The sequence below is a fragment of the Dickeya parazeae Ech586 genome (genome assembly GCF_000025065.1).
In the GTDB taxonomy this organism is placed as follows: domain Bacteria; phylum Pseudomonadota; class Gammaproteobacteria; order Enterobacterales; family Enterobacteriaceae; genus Dickeya; species Dickeya zeae.
This window is the reverse complement of sequence record NC_013592.1, coordinates 1,583,012-1,598,790: the sequence shown is the minus strand read 5'-3', so window position 1 is coordinate 1,598,790 and position 15,779 is coordinate 1,583,012. Positions and strand designations below refer to the sequence as shown.

Below are 15,779 nucleotides of genomic sequence, written 5' to 3'. Positions count from 1 at the left end.
CTGAGTGTTGGGCCTGCATGATGACGAAATTATTACCGAACGCCAATCGAAGCCACGAGCCGACCGCCAAACAGTTGACCACGGATATTCTGGTCGGCCCCATCCTGCCGGTCATGCTGCGTCTGGCGTTGCCGACGGTTGCGGTGCTGGTGGTTCAGGCGCTGGTGGGGGTCGTGGAAACCTACTTTGTCAGTTCACTTGGCGCCGATGTATTAGCCGGGGTGGCAGTGGTATTTCCCGTGTTGATGCTGATGCAAATGATGGCGAACGGCGGCATCGGCGGGGGATTATCATCGGCGATATCGCGGGCATCGGGTGCCGGTCGATGGCAGGATGCACAGGCGCTGCTCTGGCACGGCGTGATTATCGCGATGATTATGGGAGCGGTGTTTGCCGGTCTCCTTCTCATCGGCGGTGAGGCGCTGTATCGCATCATGGGGGTTAACGGGCCGTCGCTTTCTGCCGCGTTGGCCTATTCAAATCTTGTGTTTGCCGGGGCGCCGCTGGTCTGGCTGGTTGCGTTGCTGTCTGCCGCTCTGCGCGGTGCGGGCGACACGAAAACGCCAGCGCGTATCACCTTGCTGGGGGGCGCCATTTTGCTGCCGCTCTCTCCTGCGTTGATAATGGGATGGGGGCCGCTGCCCTCGTTTGGCGTCGCCGGCGCGGGGATAGCGATACTTTCCTATTATCTCTTTGCCACGCTATTGCTGGTCAGGCACATGCGTTCCGCCAACAGCGTTATCCGGCTGTCAATCGCACCGCTGAGTTCCCGATTGTTCAACGACGTGCTTGGCGTGGGTTTCCTGTCGGCCATCGGTACTGTGCAGATCAATTTGACCGTTACCGTGGTGACTGCCGTTGTCGGGCTGTTCGGGCCAGATGCCATCGCTGGGTATGGCATCGCTTCACGGCTGGATTATCTGCAAATCCCGCTGCTGTTTGGGCTGGGGACGGCGATTATGACCATGGTCGGCGTCAACATCGGTGCGGGGCAAAAGCAGCGCGCACAACGTATTGCCTGGGTTGGCGCCGCCGTCGCGTTTACGTTTACCGAGTTAATCGGGCTTGTCGTGGCGGTTTATCCGCGCCTTTGGCTTTCGCTGTTTAGCGACGATCGCGCCATTCTGGCGGTTGGGACCCTCTACCTGCAAAACGTCGCGCCGTTTTATGGTGCTATCGGCATCGCCATGGCGCTCTATTTTGCCGGGCAAGGGGCGAAACGCGTGTTCTGGCCCGTGATCGCCGGGACCGTGCGTATGGTGATTGCGGCGGTGGCTGGGTGGCTAGCTGTCACACAGTTTAATGCTGACTTATCATCGCTTTTCACGATTATCGCGCTGAGTGCTTTTGTTTATGGTGCCATAACTGTAGCGGTTAGCTTCGGAATTGGACGGTCAAACCGCTTACCGATATCGACGAAAGCGTGATTTGGCAAAGCCATCGGGCCACGTAATTTGTGACAGTAGCAATCATTACATGGTGATCGTAATTTTATGAGTGCAAAATCAGAACTCAATATGGACTGCGGGAAATAATATTTAGACCGCTCTCACTGTGTGAATATTAAAGAGATAGCGTATTTATATTTATATCCTAAATAATTCGGATTATTAGGAAGGCGGCAATCGAACAAATCCCAGGCGCTGACACAAGTCAGTGACTGGGGTGAGTAACGCAACCAACGCACCTGCAACTTGAAATATGGCGGGTATATTACTGATATTCAGGAGAATATTAACTATGAGTAAAATTTGGTTGATTCTGGCAAGTATAACCTTTGCTTTTAACGCTGTTGCCACACAGATTACCGACGGTAAACAGTATACGACCTTAGACAAATCGGTTGCTGGAGAGCCGCAGGTATTAGAATTCTTCTCGTTTAATTGCCCACACTGTTACCAATTTGAGCAGGTTTTTCATATTTCAGAACATGTAAAAAAAGAACTGCCAGAAGGCATCCACCTCACTAAATACCACGTAGAGTTCCTTGAACCTCTGGGCAAATATCTTACCCAGGCTTGGGCTGTGGCAATGGCACTGGGTGTAGAAGATAAAATATCTGCACCATTGTTTGAGGGTATTCAGAAAACGCAGACGATAAAGACGGATGCTGATATCCGAAAAGTATTTATTGATGCCGGTGTTAAGCCAGAAGAGTACGATGCGGCATGGAACAGCTTCGTTGTGAAATCGCTTGTTGCCCAGCAGGAAAAAGCAGTAGCCAATCTTCAGCTACAGGGGGTCCCCGCTATGTATGTTAACGGCAAATATATAGTTAACATGCAAGGTATGGATATAAGTAGCATGGACGTTTTCGTACAACAGTACGTTGAAACGATCAAATTTCTAATCGACAAAAAATAACGTAGATTTATTTATCGCGCCTAAATAGCAGAGCGGAATAGTAGAACACGTTGAGGGAACTCAGCCGGATTGTGCGACCTGATCAATCGCCTCAATATCACCAATCACCAACCGGACTGGACTGGACTGGACTGGACTATGCCGACATAGCAGCAGTCCACTCTCTGTTGTCTACATCGAGGGCGTTTCGTAGGGTGAAAAAGTTATAACGCTAATTGAGCTTTCCTACCCATTCTAAACAAAAATCCAGATACGCGCGCACCAGGGCGGATGGATGTTTATGACGAGCATAGACAAGGTGTAGCGGGAGGCTTTGCATCGTTATCCCAGGTAAAAGCCGTATCAGTTCACTACTTTCCAGCCAAGGTCTGACCGAAAAATCCAGCACTTGTGCTACACCCATACCACTCAGCGCATAATGAATTAAACCCTGTATGTTATTACTGGAAAAAGCAGGCTCGTATTTCACCTTTCCCGATCCCCTCCCCCATTCAAAAGAACCATGATGTAGACTTTCCCACGCGGCAATTGGGAGTCGTGCCATTTCTTCCAGTGTCTGTGGGGTACCGTAACGTGCTAATAATGCGGGACTTGCCACAAAAAGCGCTTCCACCGTCATGACAGGTTTAGCAATCACATTATCAGTATTTAAATTTCCCATTCTGAGCGCTACGTCGATGCCATCCTCGAACAAATCAACAACTCTCTCGCTAGAATGACAAAATACGGTGATATCGGGGTAACGTTGTTGAAATGCGATCAATAAATTCCACCAGATTGAAAAATTAGGAGGGACAGACAAACGCAGCTTTCCCTGTAGTGTGTGGGCAGAGATGACAGACTTTTGCGCGTCCTCCAGCAACTCAACACCCAGACGCGCCTGCTCAAAGAATTTTTGCCCTTTCTCGGTGGGTTTAACCCCATGTCGTGAGCGTTCCAGAAGCTGTACGTTCAGCTCCTGCTCAAGCTGATTGATTTTCCGACTTAGTGTAGAAATCGGCACGCCCATTCTGTCACTGGCGACAGAAAAGCTGCCAGCATTCACCACCGCAATGAACCATTTCGTCGTGTTGAAATCCATTTTCATTTCCATTTTTGGGAATTACGTTCTTATTTTTGGCGATTCCATTCCATTTTGTAAAGCGTAGAATTTTGCCAATCCCATTTTCTGCTGGATTTAACAATGAATAATCGCGTCACTAAAATCTTAAATATTCGCTACCCCATCATACAGGCTCCCTTATATTTTCTGACTAATGCGGAACTGGTCGCCGCCGTGTCAAATGCTGGCGGTCTGGGCACGCTAGGGCCACACGCCGGGCAAGAAAGCCTGCCAGGCTCGCGTTATGTGGCACTGGATCGCATGCGAGAGGAGATCAGAAAAGTAAAAAAAATGACCAACAACCCCTTCGCGGCGACAGTGATTAACGGCCCGGATATGAGCTTCTGGCGACCCACCGCAGAAATGCTGGCTGAAGAAGGTGTGGAAGTCGTGCTTATCAATGAAGTCCTGAGCGCTGAAATATTTGATTTTTTTAAAAGCCATAACATCAAAATCCTTTACCGCGCCCTGACACCCACTATCGCTAATTCAAAAGAAGCCGAGATGTTAGGGGCCGACATTATTATCGCTACGGGTTTTGACGAAGGTGGCACCGTTCCAACCCGAGTGATTGGTACGTTCAGCATCGTTCCCATGATCGTGGATAGTGTAAAAGTCCCGGTGATTGCGGCAGGCGGTATCGGCGATATTCGCGGCGTGCGTGCCGCACTGGCGCTGGGGGCGGAAGGCGTCTATGCGGGCAGCCTGTTTCTAACCGCAGTAGAAAACCCGGCAGCTGATAAAGTTAAACACCTGATTGTTAATTCCACGGCGGAAGATCTGCTGTTGTTCCGCACGATGCCAGCTTATTACCGTACCCTGCCCACCGATCTCAGTCCCACGCTGGCTGAATTAGACGCACAGGGTACAGATCGTGAAACGATGTTTAACGCCATGAACGGATACCACTCACTGTGGCAGGCCATGAGGCTCGGCCATTTTGACAAGGGTGTTGTGTCCACCGGCACGGGAATTTCTGTCATCAACTCTATTCGTCCGGCGGGAGAGATCATTTCTGATCTTATGCGGGACTTTTAACCTAGGTACACAATATGGGCGTCGCAGTGATAACGCTCGGAGTCATGGTTGCCAACATACCAGTAAGATCTTCTGCTAAAGCGTAAGTTTTGTCTGGTGCCGGTATAGGGAGGGGATCAAACGGACTACAACAAACAGTCTCGTTCTGTTCCATCTATGGGATATATTGTAAAATTACCTTTTTATCACAGGTGGCACGGCAATGGTTTTGATCCCCAAAAACTACTCACGGCTGGAAAGCGGTTACCGTGAGAAAGCATTAAAAATCTATCCATGGGTGTGCGGGCGCTGCTCACGGGAGTTTGTTTATTCAAACCTACGCGAATTAACGGTTCACCATATCGATCACGACCATACCAATAACCCGGAAGATGGCAGCAACTGGGAGTTGCTGTGTCTGTATTGTCATGACCACGAGCACTCGAAGTACACGGAAGCCGAGCAGTACGGTACCACAGTTGTAGCAGGGGAAGACGCGCAAAAAGATGTTGGTGCAGCAACCTATAACCCCTTCGCCGATCTCAAGTCGATGCTTAATAAGAAGAAATAGTGCCAGCAACGTCCGCTTCACACACTGAGGCATTCGACAAACCTTTTTAGGATGTCAGTAAAGGCGAATGTCGCTCTTTAAGGGCCTGCCAGCTGTAGTCAGGTTAAAAATCACCAGGTGTTATGCCCATCACTGCCCGGAATGCAGTGGAAAACGCAGCAGGACAGGAAAAACCGAGCTGCCAGGCGATCTGTTTGACAGGGATGTTTTCAGAGAGAAGATCCAGCGATGTGTATATCCTGGCGCGCTGTTTCCATGTTCTGAAGCTGAACCCGGTGTCACGCAAAAACAGGCGAGAAAAGGACCTTTCAGACATGTTGGCAATATAGGCCATGTCGGTTAAGGATGCTTCCCAGCGGTGACTTAGCATGAGTTCTCTGGTTGCCCGAAATAATCGCTCATCTCGCGGCACCGGAAGCTCTGCAACCGTGGATGGTGCCTCGGAGAGAATGTCCAGCAGTAAAAGTACCATTTTTCGCTTTATCTGGCCGTGATGTTCTCCCGAGAAAAGGTCGGCAATTAACGCTTTCACGAGTGAAGTCGCGTTTATCACATGAACCAGACCGTTACGGGTGAAATCCGGACACGCCGAAAGAAGGCTCTTGCTGACATAAACAGCGCGCAGTTCCGTATGCGATAAAAGTCGGTATGAGTGCTCCATCAACGGCGGGATCCACAGCGCGCGTTGAGGAGGAATAACCCATCGCCTGTCTGCAGCTTCAACGAGCATAACGCCTGTGGTCGAAAACAATAACTGCCCTTCAAGATGGTAATGGGGGGGATCACACTCTCCGCGCAGGTAAGAAATGGCCGTCGCTGACCAGCCTGTTACGTCATCGTGTCTTGGCGCTTTATCAAAGCTTACTGGCATCTCAGATTAAAACCTTAGGTTTAACATGAACCGGCTGACGTCACCCGGTCAGAATTTTGCCGGGGCAACGGGCGCTGAATTAAACAGTCAACAAGCATTCCAGGAGTATATGCCAGTGCGAGTTCATTTTATTGTGCATGAAAGTTTCGAAGCGCCTGCGGCTTTCGAAACCTGGGCCGTGATTCGCGGCCATGAGGTCACCTTTTCCCATGTTTATGCGGGTCAAAAACTTCCCGAAGATACGCGGGGCATCGATCTGTTAATTGTTATGGGCGGACCTCAGGATCCTTCTGTCACTGTTGATGAATGCCCCTATTTTGATTCCAGAGCTGAGCAGGCCCTTATTGCCGCTGCAGCGCTATCGGGTAAAGCCATCATCGGCGTCTGTCTGGGCGCTCAACTGATTGGCGAAGCACTGGGTGCCCCCTTTGCTCACAGTCCGGAAAAAGAGATCGGCAAATTTCCCATTTTTATGACCGACAGGAGCGCGAAGAACGAACTGTTTTTTCATTTCGGCGACAAACTCGATGTCGGACACTGGCATAACGACATGCCGGGGCTCACGCCTGAGGCGGAAATCATCGCCTACAGCGAAGGCTGCCCACGCCAGATAGTGGCTTATTCTGAGCTGGTTTACGGCTTTCAGTGTCATATGGAACTGACTCCGGATGTCGTCGACTTACTGATTGCACATTCCGACAGGGATTTACGCCGGGCTGCAGACTACCGCTTCGTCCAGTCACCCGAAGAATTACGGGCCAACGACTACCGCGAAATGAACAGGTGCTTATTCACCTTCCTCGACAAGCTCGAAAAACGCTATATCCAGTCGCGAGAGTCACTTCATTGTTAACGTTTTCGCTATTAAACAACACACTATTTAAGTGAGGAAACGCTCAGGCGTATCGTCCCTCGAGCCGAGTACCTATTTTGTTTAATACGACATTCATCTCGCTTCGACTGGCACGACTTAACGTCACACCGATGAGACAAGCGCCCGGCCAGGACACAGTAGCCGGGCGTCTAATGAGGGAAGTAGAGAAAGTTACAGACCCAGCTCAGATAAACCCGGATGGTCATCCGGACGACGACCCAGAGGCCAGTGGAACTTGCGCTCACTTTCTTTGATAGGCATGTCATTGACACATGCGTAGCGATGATGCATCAGCCCATCTTCACCGAATTCCCAGTTTTCGTTGCCGTAAGAACGGAACCAGTTACCGGAGTCATCACGCCACTCATAAGCGTACCGGACAGCAATGCGGTCACCGTCAAAGGCCCACAACTCCTTGATGAGACGGTACTCCAGCTCTTTTTTCCATTTACGCTCGAGGAACCCCCTGGCCTCTTCACGATTGTTCGCAAACTCTGCACGGTTGCGCCATTTGGTATCCAGAGAGTAGGCGAGCGATACCTTTTCGGCATCGCGGCTGTTCCAGCCATCTTCAGCAAGCCTTACTTTTTCAATCGCGGACTCGCGGGTGAACGGCGGCAGTGGCGGACGGATTTGTGAATCGGACATGGTGGTGCCTCCAGTAGAATTGGATATTTCAGTGAGTGTTTCATCTTTGGAACTCAGGTCGCTGCTACGAGACCTGTTTTAGTAACAGCTGAGCAACATCTTTTGCATCATCGGCGGCGCTGTAATCGCCCATAACACGTGACATAGTGATAGCGCCTTCTATCAATATCAGTAGCTGCCGGGCCAGAGGTAACGGCTGCTCTGTATTCAGTTGCCCGGTAAGCTCAAGTACGTAATCCAGTAGTTTCTGTTTGTGTAGCCTGGCTATCTGACGAACCGGATCGGCAGAGTCCCCTACTTCGCCTGCCGTGTTGATAAACGCGCATCCGCGATATCCCTCCGACTCGAACCAGCCTTTAAGCACGGTGAACATATTCAGGATGCGCTCCCGCGGCGTATCCGCTTTGTCGCATTCCGTCCTGAACCACTCCATCCAGCGCACATCACGCGCACTCAGCGCCGCGGCAGCCACTTCATCCTTGTTCGTGAAATGGCGATAAATACTTTTCCGGGCCACGCCTGAAGTCTTCACCAGAAGATCCATGCCGGTGGCATGAATACCGTTCTGGTAGATGAGGTCTTCAGCGGTGGCGAGAATTTTCTCTCGTGTGTTAGTCGTGTTTTTGTTCATAGATTAATGGTAGAACGATCGTTCTCCTCGGTCAAGTGTTAGTCACTCATCTTTTTTTTCCACCATCAATGCGCATTCATAAAATGATTTAAAATCAATAACAAAACGCAATTCTGGCAAAAAATTATATAACGCGGTTGCGTGCCGGAACGAAAACCCGATGTCCGGCGGGTTGTTCCGTACGTTCTCAGTGTGAGGGATGGATGCCGCGTTAGGGAGAGGCAGGGTAAAAAAATCCTGTAAAAATAAGGCGGTCTGAATTCTTGAAAACACAGTGGGTTTAACCGGCCCACGGATCCGGATGATGTCTGCCCTTTCCTGAACCGAAGCAAACAACACGGGCTGCCCAGAGTGGCAACCCTGTGGAAGAGCTCAGCATCGCTACAGACTATTCCTGTTACGAACCTTTCTGTTACGAACCTTTCCTGTTACGAGCTCTTCCTGTTACGAAAGGCAGCCACTTTCATACGATTACCGCACGTCGCCATACTGCACCACCGACGGCGATGCGATTTACTCAAATCGTGAAAAAGCAAAATACAGTTATGAGCTTCACACTGACGCACATATTCGAATTTGTCGTCAGTGACCAGCTTCACCAGCGCGTCGGCAACAGGCCAGAGAAGGCTTGCAGGGTTGTGAGTGCCTGAACGAACATCAATACGATAGCGCTGTGTCTCTTCATCCCATCGCAGCCTCGTCTCAGGGCACCCTTCCTCAAGCATCCTGTTAACCACAGTCAGGTCGGCTGCAACGGACTTCATAGCGGCATGCACAACCGCCCTGGCAGCATCGCGTAGCTGGCGAGCTTCAGCCAGTAATCCAGGCGGTACTTCAGTGCCTTTCGGCACAAGACCCGCCGTTTCCAGCCAGCCCAGGACGCTGCAATCGTCCTCAAAACAATCATGTCGCTCATCGCCTATCCCGTATTCACTGTTTATGAAATCCAGCGCGAGGTTATCGGCCAGAAAGAGAGGCTGAGAAGAAAGTTGTTTAGATTCCATACCTGTCCGTAACTTATAAAATTATTTTGACAGGTTACCAAATTTACCTGTAACCTTCAATTTAACACTTTAAAGGTTACAGGGGTTTTTATGGCTTCGTCCACTTCCGGATTACCTGCTGCAGACAACACATCTGCCTCGTCAGCGACAACGATTCATTACCGCTATAAACAGGCAGGCAACGTTAACGTTTTCTACCGTGAGGCCGGTGATGCAGCCTCACCTGTGCTGCTTATGCTTCACGGCTTCGCGGGCTCATCATTTATGTTTCGTGACCTGATTACCCAGTTGGCCGATCGTTATCATCTGATCGCGCCAGACTTGCCAGCCTTTGGTTTTACCGAGGCTCCGGAGAAGGACGCGTATGCTTACACCTTTGACCAGCTTGCAGAAACCATTGACCGGTTCACCGGGGAACTCCATCTCGACACCTATGCACTGATGGTTCACGACTACGGCGCGCCGGTCGGGTGGCGGCTGGCCGCAGCACATCCAGAGCGAGTGACCGCGCTCATTTCCCAGAATGGGAATGCCTATGAAGAGGGACTGGGCGAAGCCTGGGCACCCATTCAGCGATACTGGCGGGAACCCACGCCGGAAAACCGCAGTGCACTGCAGGAATTTCCCACGCCAGCCTCTATCAAATGGCAGTATCTGGAAGGTGTAACCGATCAGTCACTGGTTTCTCCTGATGGTTATACGCTTGAAGGGATGCAGGTATCGCGGCCGGGTAACGCGGAGATCCAACTGGACCTGTTACTGGATTACGCCTCGAATGTGAAGATGTATCCCTTCTTCCAGCACTATTTCCGTGAGTACCAACCACCGTTGCTGGCCGTATGGGGAAAACATGACCCATTTTTCCTGGCGGCGGGCGCTGAAGCATGGAAACGTGATCTGCCGAAGGCAGAGATAAATTTTTATGACACCGGTCACTTCGCACTCGAAACTCATGCTAAAGAGATAGGTATGGACGTTCGTGACTTTCTTGACCGGCATCTCCGCCAGTCAGATTAACGCGCCTCACGGGCAGGAATGGCGAAAGGCGTCGCCGAAAAACAGGCAGAAACAAAACCGGAAGGCGTCATGACATCTATGGAGGGCATGACGGTTCGTGTCGGGTGCAAAGATATCACCTCCCGCGGGCACGTTTACCGGTTAGTGATTCAAACGTTGGCGGAAGCTCTATCCTGAAGGAGATCAAGAACGATGTCAGTGACTACCGGTGTACACCATATTGGCTTAGCCGTATCCAGGCTTGAGGAAAGCGCTGAATTCTTTACTAAACTGCTGGGTTGGGAGGAGGTAAAACGACGCGACGATTACCCGGCCATCTTTGTGAAAGATGATGCACTGATGATCACGCTCTGGCAAACGCAAACAGAAGACCCGGTTAAATTTGATCGTAAAAAGAATGTCGGGCTCCATCACCTGGCGTTGCGGGTTAAAAGTAAAGAGGCTCTGTTTCAGACTCTTGACGTGCTGAAGGCAAACCAGATTGAAATCGAATTCGAGCCAGCATTGATCAGGGAAGGACCGTCAATGCACATGATATGCTATGACCCAAGTGGTATAAGAATTGAATTCTATTACCCCGGGTAGGTGGTTTCTCGCATTCTCCGTCAGGGGCCTGTCAGTCATTCTGTATAACTGCCCGGTCGTCAGGGGTGAACCGGGCCCGGTAATAAAACAGCCCATTGCCGGTTATAGATCTGACAGGCTCTTTACCATGAGTGAGGAGCGGATATTCTGCGACATCTTCTCGTTATGAAAATACCAGCAGATTGCACAATCTACTTTCACTGTCGGCATGTTGAATAGTTAACATGTTATTTTTTCCTATATGGGAATACGGTGGCAATTACACAGAATTACGTACACCCTCAACACATTCAATCGTTATCACATTGTCACGGCACATCCAAAAGACCTCTTTCGTTAAAGGCGTCATATTTCAGGACGTCTCCCTTTATGCGCCCCTCCCAGCGGGTGATAAACGCTTGGGTGTTGGTCGCTGCAAGATGCGCAGTGAGTGCATCCTGATCTTGCCAACGTTCAGATACGAGCACTCTTGCAACCAGAGGATCCTCTACTGCAACGTCATAGGCGAGGTTTCCTTCACGCTTTCGCACAGTTTGAGCGAGTAACGTTATATCAGCCATAAATAGCTGTAGGTCAGAGGGGTCAATAACCACATGACCAGAAATAATGAGCATCTTCTTTGCCTTTTCTGCTATTCCCCGACCGTCATACAAGGGCAGGTAGGGAAGGTGATTATCAAAAATTTGTCAGCACAATTTTGCCCTGAATACTTCCCATTGCGGCACGCTGATGGGCAGCCGATGCCATGGCTAACGGATAGGTGCTATCAATGACAACCCGAATAACGCCTTGTTCCAGAAGACGGCCCGCTTCAGATAATTGCGCACCGCTGGAACGTACTTGCGTTGATGACACCAAAATATCTTTTTGGGCGGCCTCACTCCTTGCGGAAAAACCCAAAGGATTAACGAGAAATAATGCACCACCTGGTCTTATACAGCGCAGAAAGCGCCCCATATTGGCGCCGCCAACCGCATCAAGGACGAGATCAACATTCTTTACGGCGTTCTCGGCAGCGGTTTTGGTGTAGTCGATAAATTCGTCAACGCCCAGGTCACGTAACAGCGCCTCATTGCGAGAAGACGCCACCGCAATCACCCGCGCACCTTTCCAACGAGCAAGCTGCACGGCAAGGTGCCCTACGCCGCCACCGGCACCATTGACCAATACGGTCCGACCGGCTAACGGCAAAGCTTTGTGAGGAAAAGACTGGAAAGGATTCGGTGCATCATGCCCCGTTTCGACAAGAAACTGCCAGGCAGTGAGGAGTGACATCGGTGCGCCTGCCGCTTCAACATGTCCAATTCCCCGAGGTTTCAGCGCCAGCTCTGATGAAGGAACGCTGACATAGTCTGCATAGGCACCACTGCCCGCCATCACCCTCTCAGGAAAGCGCACCATCGAATAGACCTCATCTCCGGTGCTGAACTCCGTAACATTTTTACCGACCGCTGCGACGACGCCGGATACGTCGGTACCTAAAATGAGCGGGAAAGCGGGATGTGGCCACCATTCCGGCGGCAGTGCCCGATAACCGTCACGCAGATACCAGTCTGGCGGGTTAAGGCTGGCCGCCCGCACATGGACAAGAACATCGTCATTTCCCACCTGTGGCATGGATATGTCTTCATAAAGCAGGTTATCTGGCCCGCCAAACGCATGTAGCTGTACTGCTTTCATCATCTCTGTCATTACCATCTCGCTCTGCAAGGTACTCAGGCGACAGAGCATACGACCAATATTCAAGATTGATAATGTAGCTGAATTTCGCTTTACTTATGCCATGAAGGAACAAATTGGTTTTGAAAGACTCACGGGTCTCATTGCATTCGCACGTGCAGGCGCTTTAGGTAGCTATACTGCCGCTGCCCGCTCGCTTTCCGTTTCGCCTTCAGCCATCAGTAAAAGTATTCAACGGCTGGAGAAGCATCTCGGCGTCACCTTATTCACCAGAACAACACGCTCGCTCGTATTGACTGCCGCAGGGCGTGAACTGCACGAACGGGCTTTGCAGTTGCTACGGGATGCCGAGGAGATAGAGCAGATAGCGAAGCGCTCGAGCGCCGAGCCCGCAGGGATGTTACGCATTGCGGCATCATTACCGGTGGGTATCCATATGATTGCGCCGGTGCTTGCCGAATTTTGCGCACTTCATCCAAAAGTGACGATTGATTTACGCTTGAGCGACCGAGTGGTAAGCATCGTTGATGAGAATATTGATATTGCTGTCCGGATAGGCGATCTCGCGGACTCCAATCTGCTGTCACGTCGCCTCCCGCCGTATCAGATAGGTTGTTATGCCTCGCCTGAATATTTAGCCCATAGCCCCCTTCCGACACACCCCAATGACCTCATCGGGCATAAAACGATTAATCTGCGTTACCAAAATACGGGGCAACTTTTTCGCTGGCCGTTCCGCATCGGAGAGCGGGAGGTTGAAATAGTACCGCCGTCAACAGTGATTGTTGATGCAAGTGAAGCAGTCATCGCGGCAATGGCTGCCGGGGCCGGAATAGGCATGGCTTCGGATTTTATGGCCACGTCTCTGGTAAGGGATAAAAAATTAGTTCCCGTACTCGCAGATTTTGCGGTGGAGCGTCGCAATATTTCGGCTGTTTGGCATGAAAGCCGTCGATCCAATCCTGCGGTACGTGCTTTTCTGGATCATATGCTTAAGTATTCTTAAATTACCGGCCTCCGGCAATAACAACCACTGCACTGTGAATAATGTTTGATTCTGGCGCGACACCACACGCAGCAATGCTGCCATTGAGGTCAGCGTTCGGTTATTCAAACGCGTAATACGCTTGCCGGTAAAAATACCGGCAAGTCAGGCTACAGGTACAATTCTGAGCACGCACACCGGATACATTGCCCCTTTGATGATGAAATGTAAAAGGGTGATACATGAACAAAGCAAGGCACCATTCACTGAGCTTTTGAGCTCTGACTCACCTGAATGGTAAGGATGAAGATAATCACTGCCATTAATATAAACGTACCGTGTTAATTAATAAATGTCGCTATACCAGAAGCCGTCATTAGCCATAATCAATCCATTTTGAATACCGGTGCACTACACCTTCACCATAAGGATTTCAGCCAATGCAACAGATCTTCATGGCCAGGCTCAGAATAAGATTGCTCTCTTTCATGTTCCTTGCCGTTACCGCTTCGGCACATGCCGCATCGACATCTACCACATCAGACAATCGGCAACAGCTTGCCGGACTGATAAGAGAACCGCTTTTGCTGCAAGTAACACTGGCTAACGGCGAACCCGCGACACTGGATGCGTTCGTGACCCGTCCCGTCACTACCGGCCGACTGCCCATCGTGCTGATAACAAATGGCAGTGCGTTCTCCGAGGAATATGACCGCATGACAGCGGCACCAGCCGAGTTTTCGTCCACGGCTATTGCGTTTGCGCGGCACGGCTACGCGGCCGTCGCCGTTCTCCGTCAGGGATATGGGCAATCAAGCGGACCAGCGGAGTATGACGGGAGTTCCTGCGATGAGCCCCGGCATGAGCGGGCAGGAGAAATAGATAAAAATAATATCACGGCGGCACTTGATGCGATCCGCCGCCAGCCCTGGGCGTCAGAAAATCAGGCAATCCTTGCGGGCATGTCTTCTGGCGGCTTCGCGGTCATGGCGACCAGCGCGGTCAATCCGGCAGGGGTACAGGCCGTTATTAATTTTGACGGGGGAAGAGGCGCAATTGATGGAACCGATGGAAAGTCCTTTTGTGACAAAGCCGGACTATTAAAGGCATTCGAACTGTATGGGCGGACGGCACGTCTCCCTACACTCTGGCTTTACACCGAGAATGACAAGGCGTTCTCACCGGCCATAGCCAGAGAGATGCTGAATGCGTATCAACGTGGTGGAGGTAACGCAGCATTCATACTGATGCCCCCGTTCGAAAATAACGGGCACACCTTTATGGAAGATGCGCCGGAGAATTTCTGGTGGCAGCAAGTAGCCGGGTTTCTGGAGCAACACCATCTTCCATTCAGAGAGGTTGCCGCACTGCCCAAAACCCATCTGCCCTATCCTGCCCAGTTGAATGCCGCCGGACGGAAGGAATTCAGCTTTTACGAAGCGAGCCAGCGTTACGAAAAAGCCTTTGCAACTGACCCTGATGGTAGCTGGGGAACCGCGTACAGTATGCGAAATACACAGAACGCCGTGCAACTGGCACTGAAGAACTGCCGAAAATGGCAAAGCCCAGGTGCCGCCAGGTGCGCCGTGTATGCCATCAATAATCAGGTAGTGGCCGAAAGACCCGCCGGGAACGGCAGTAACTAACAGATACACCGGGTTTAAGCCCCACAGTGAATTTCAGGCTGTGTTCCCTGTGGGTGGTACGACGGTGCTATTCAATCTGGCAATGCAGCCAATGAGCCATTGCTATCAAATAAACCGATCAGTGCATCCGCCGTCTGCTGTATGTGGTGATTCATCAGTTCTTTGATACGTTTGGTATCTTTGTCCAGTGCCGCGTCCATCAGCGCTTTGTGCTCGGCGTTCAGATCTCGCACTCCAGCGGTGAGGTTGACCGAGAGCATCCGATATCGCTCATTTTGTTCAAATAGCTTTCGCTGCAGTCGCAGCAACCACGCATTTGGACATGCAGCGCTCAATGCAATGTGGAAACGATTATGCCGATGGTTCCACTCCTCGCTGCCCAACGTTTCACCTTCACTGCTACCGTAACGTGCCAGCATGTGAAACGCAGAAATGAGCTCGTTTTCCCATTTTACATCCCCATGCATCACTGACTCACTCAGACACTCCCCTTCGATCAGCTTGCGCGTGGCGGTAAGGTCAAGCAAATCCTTGAGAGAAACAGGCGTAACGCGAAACCCCTTTTGGGGTTCGGCAATAACCAGATTCTCAGAGGTCAAGCGTGACAACGCTTCCCTAATCGCACCAGAACGTCAGCCGCTGAAGACAATGTCACGACCGGTGAATCATCCCGGTCGACAGGTTAAATATTCCCCCTTCTCCGCGCGCGCCTGAAACGGTCAATCATCGCTCCATGGCGCTCATTGACTGATTTACTTGCACGATGTCGGCACGTCAGGCATCG

The 15,779-nt window shown here is 51.0% G+C and carries 17 protein-coding genes; 9 read left to right on the top strand and 8 right to left on the bottom strand.

Annotated features, from left to right (window positions below; translation table 11 throughout):
* Positions 1-17: 17 nt before the first annotated feature.
* Complete coding sequence (locus DD586_RS06975; protein ID WP_012884108.1) at positions 18-1,427, top strand: MATE family efflux transporter; 1,410 nt, start codon at positions 18-20, stop codon at positions 1,425-1,427.
* Positions 1,428-1,740: 313 nt separating this feature from the next.
* Positions 1,741-2,364, top strand: coding sequence for a thiol:disulfide interchange protein DsbA (dsbA, locus tag DD586_RS06970; RefSeq protein WP_012884107.1), 624 nt, complete (start codon positions 1,741-1,743; stop codon positions 2,362-2,364).
* A gap of 211 nt (positions 2,365-2,575) precedes the next feature.
* On the opposite strand, the gene DD586_RS06965 is transcribed toward dsbA, so the two are convergent.
* The gene (locus DD586_RS06965; RefSeq protein ID WP_012884106.1) at positions 2,576-3,445 is read right to left on the bottom strand and encodes a LysR family transcriptional regulator; all 870 of its coding nucleotides are present in this window, start codon (positions 3,443-3,445) and stop codon (positions 2,576-2,578) included.
* Between the two features lie 102 nt (positions 3,446-3,547).
* Here DD586_RS06965 and DD586_RS06960 point away from each other — a divergent pair, with 102 nt between their 5' ends.
* Together DD586_RS06960 and yajD are read left to right on the top strand one after the other, a co-directional pair.
* Complete coding sequence (locus DD586_RS06960) at positions 3,548-4,504, top strand: NAD(P)H-dependent flavin oxidoreductase (RefSeq protein WP_012884105.1); 957 nt, start codon at positions 3,548-3,550, stop codon at positions 4,502-4,504.
* A 202-nt stretch (positions 4,505-4,706) separates the two neighbouring features.
* Positions 4,707-5,054, top strand: a complete 348-nt coding sequence (yajD, locus tag DD586_RS06955; protein ID WP_012884104.1) for an HNH nuclease YajD — start codon at positions 4,707-4,709, stop codon at positions 5,052-5,054.
* A 103-nt stretch (positions 5,055-5,157) separates the two neighbouring features.
* Here yajD and DD586_RS06950 read toward each other — a convergent pair whose 3' ends face one another.
* Positions 5,158-5,925, bottom strand: coding sequence for an AraC family transcriptional regulator (locus DD586_RS06950; RefSeq protein ID WP_012884103.1), 768 nt, complete (start codon positions 5,923-5,925; stop codon positions 5,158-5,160).
* 115 nt (positions 5,926-6,040) lie between these two features.
* On the opposite strand from DD586_RS06950, the gene DD586_RS06945 reads away from it, so the two are divergent.
* Positions 6,041-6,778 carry a type 1 glutamine amidotransferase gene (locus tag DD586_RS06945; protein WP_012884102.1) on the top strand — a complete coding sequence of 246 codons (738 nt, stop codon included), beginning with the start codon at positions 6,041-6,043 and terminating at the stop codon, positions 6,776-6,778.
* A gap of 192 nt (positions 6,779-6,970) precedes the next feature.
* Here the strand turns inward: DD586_RS06945 and DD586_RS06940 are convergent, their stop codons facing one another.
* From DD586_RS06940 to DD586_RS06925, 3 genes are all read right to left on the bottom strand, one after another.
* The gene (locus DD586_RS06940; RefSeq protein ID WP_012884101.1) at positions 6,971-7,447 is read right to left on the bottom strand and encodes a nuclear transport factor 2 family protein; all 477 of its coding nucleotides are present in this window, start codon (positions 7,445-7,447) and stop codon (positions 6,971-6,973) included.
* A 64-nt stretch (positions 7,448-7,511) separates the two neighbouring features.
* Positions 7,512-8,078, bottom strand: coding sequence for a TetR/AcrR family transcriptional regulator (locus DD586_RS06935; RefSeq protein WP_012884100.1), 567 nt, complete (start codon positions 8,076-8,078; stop codon positions 7,512-7,514).
* Between the two features lie 428 nt (positions 8,079-8,506).
* On the bottom strand, positions 8,507-9,082 hold the full coding sequence (locus DD586_RS06925) for a CGNR zinc finger domain-containing protein (protein WP_012884099.1): 576 nt from the start codon (positions 9,080-9,082) through the stop codon (positions 8,507-8,509).
* 90 nt (positions 9,083-9,172) lie between these two features.
* On the opposite strand from DD586_RS06925, the gene DD586_RS06920 reads away from it, so the two are divergent.
* Both DD586_RS06920 and DD586_RS06915 read left to right on the top strand, forming a co-directional pair.
* Positions 9,173-10,099, top strand: a complete 927-nt coding sequence (locus DD586_RS06920) for an alpha/beta fold hydrolase (RefSeq protein ID WP_012884098.1) — start codon at positions 9,173-9,175, stop codon at positions 10,097-10,099.
* 192 nt (positions 10,100-10,291) lie between these two features.
* On the top strand, positions 10,292-10,684 hold the full coding sequence (locus DD586_RS06915; RefSeq protein ID WP_012884097.1) for a VOC family protein: 393 nt from the start codon (positions 10,292-10,294) through the stop codon (positions 10,682-10,684).
* A 308-nt stretch (positions 10,685-10,992) separates the two neighbouring features.
* Here DD586_RS06915 and DD586_RS06910 read toward each other — a convergent pair whose 3' ends face one another.
* Both DD586_RS06910 and DD586_RS06905 read right to left on the bottom strand, forming a co-directional pair.
* Complete coding sequence (locus tag DD586_RS06910; RefSeq protein WP_012884096.1) at positions 10,993-11,298, bottom strand: putative quinol monooxygenase; 306 nt, start codon at positions 11,296-11,298, stop codon at positions 10,993-10,995.
* A 61-nt stretch (positions 11,299-11,359) separates the two neighbouring features.
* Positions 11,360-12,376 (bottom strand): NADP-dependent oxidoreductase, encoded by a 1,017-nt coding sequence (locus tag DD586_RS06905; protein ID WP_012884095.1) that lies wholly within the window; start codon positions 12,374-12,376, stop codon positions 11,360-11,362.
* Positions 12,377-12,467: 91 nt separating this feature from the next.
* On the opposite strand from DD586_RS06905, the gene DD586_RS06900 reads away from it, so the two are divergent.
* Together DD586_RS06900 and DD586_RS06895 are read left to right on the top strand one after the other, a co-directional pair.
* Positions 12,468-13,370, top strand: a complete 903-nt coding sequence (locus tag DD586_RS06900) for a LysR family transcriptional regulator (protein WP_012884094.1) — start codon at positions 12,468-12,470, stop codon at positions 13,368-13,370.
* A 419-nt stretch (positions 13,371-13,789) separates the two neighbouring features.
* Positions 13,790-14,995, top strand: a complete 1,206-nt coding sequence (locus DD586_RS06895; RefSeq protein WP_012884093.1) for an alpha/beta hydrolase family protein — start codon at positions 13,790-13,792, stop codon at positions 14,993-14,995.
* 71 nt (positions 14,996-15,066) lie between these two features.
* On the opposite strand, the gene DD586_RS06890 is transcribed toward DD586_RS06895, so the two are convergent.
* Positions 15,067-15,594 carry an FCD domain-containing protein gene (locus tag DD586_RS06890; RefSeq protein ID WP_267195267.1) on the bottom strand — a complete coding sequence of 176 codons (528 nt, stop codon included), beginning with the start codon at positions 15,592-15,594 and terminating at the stop codon, positions 15,067-15,069.
* Positions 15,595-15,779: the final 185 nt, after the last annotated feature.

What these genes read in the sequence shown, in the direction of transcription:
- DD586_RS06975 (WP_012884108.1), top strand. Translation starts at nt 18, where the DNA reads ATGATGACGAAATTATTACCGAACGCCAATCGAAGCCACGAGCCGACC.
- dsbA (WP_012884107.1), top strand. Translation starts at nt 1,741, where the DNA reads ATGAGTAAAATTTGGTTGATTCTGGCAAGTATAACCTTTGCTTTTAAC.
- DD586_RS06965 (WP_012884106.1), bottom strand. Translation starts at nt 3,445, where the DNA reads ATGGATTTCAACACGACGAAATGGTTCATTGCGGTGGTGAATGCTGGC.
- DD586_RS06960 (WP_012884105.1), top strand. Translation starts at nt 3,548, where the DNA reads ATGAATAATCGCGTCACTAAAATCTTAAATATTCGCTACCCCATCATA.
- yajD (WP_012884104.1), top strand. Translation starts at nt 4,707, where the DNA reads ATGGTTTTGATCCCCAAAAACTACTCACGGCTGGAAAGCGGTTACCGT.
- DD586_RS06950 (WP_012884103.1), bottom strand. Translation starts at nt 5,925, where the DNA reads ATGCCAGTAAGCTTTGATAAAGCGCCAAGACACGATGACGTAACAGGC.
- DD586_RS06940 (WP_012884101.1), bottom strand. Translation starts at nt 7,447, where the DNA reads ATGTCCGATTCACAAATCCGTCCGCCACTGCCGCCGTTCACCCGCGAG.
- DD586_RS06935 (WP_012884100.1), bottom strand. Translation starts at nt 8,078, where the DNA reads ATGAACAAAAACACGACTAACACACGAGAGAAAATTCTCGCCACCGCT.
- DD586_RS06925 (WP_012884099.1), bottom strand. Translation starts at nt 9,082, where the DNA reads ATGGAATCTAAACAACTTTCTTCTCAGCCTCTCTTTCTGGCCGATAAC.
- DD586_RS06920 (WP_012884098.1), top strand. Translation starts at nt 9,173, where the DNA reads ATGGCTTCGTCCACTTCCGGATTACCTGCTGCAGACAACACATCTGCC.
- DD586_RS06915 (WP_012884097.1), top strand. Translation starts at nt 10,292, where the DNA reads ATGTCAGTGACTACCGGTGTACACCATATTGGCTTAGCCGTATCCAGG.
- DD586_RS06910 (WP_012884096.1), bottom strand. Translation starts at nt 11,298, where the DNA reads ATGCTCATTATTTCTGGTCATGTGGTTATTGACCCCTCTGACCTACAG.
- DD586_RS06905 (WP_012884095.1), bottom strand. Translation starts at nt 12,376, where the DNA reads ATGACAGAGATGATGAAAGCAGTACAGCTACATGCGTTTGGCGGGCCA.
- DD586_RS06900 (WP_012884094.1), top strand. Translation starts at nt 12,468, where the DNA reads ATGAAGGAACAAATTGGTTTTGAAAGACTCACGGGTCTCATTGCATTC.
- DD586_RS06895 (WP_012884093.1), top strand. Translation starts at nt 13,790, where the DNA reads ATGCAACAGATCTTCATGGCCAGGCTCAGAATAAGATTGCTCTCTTTC.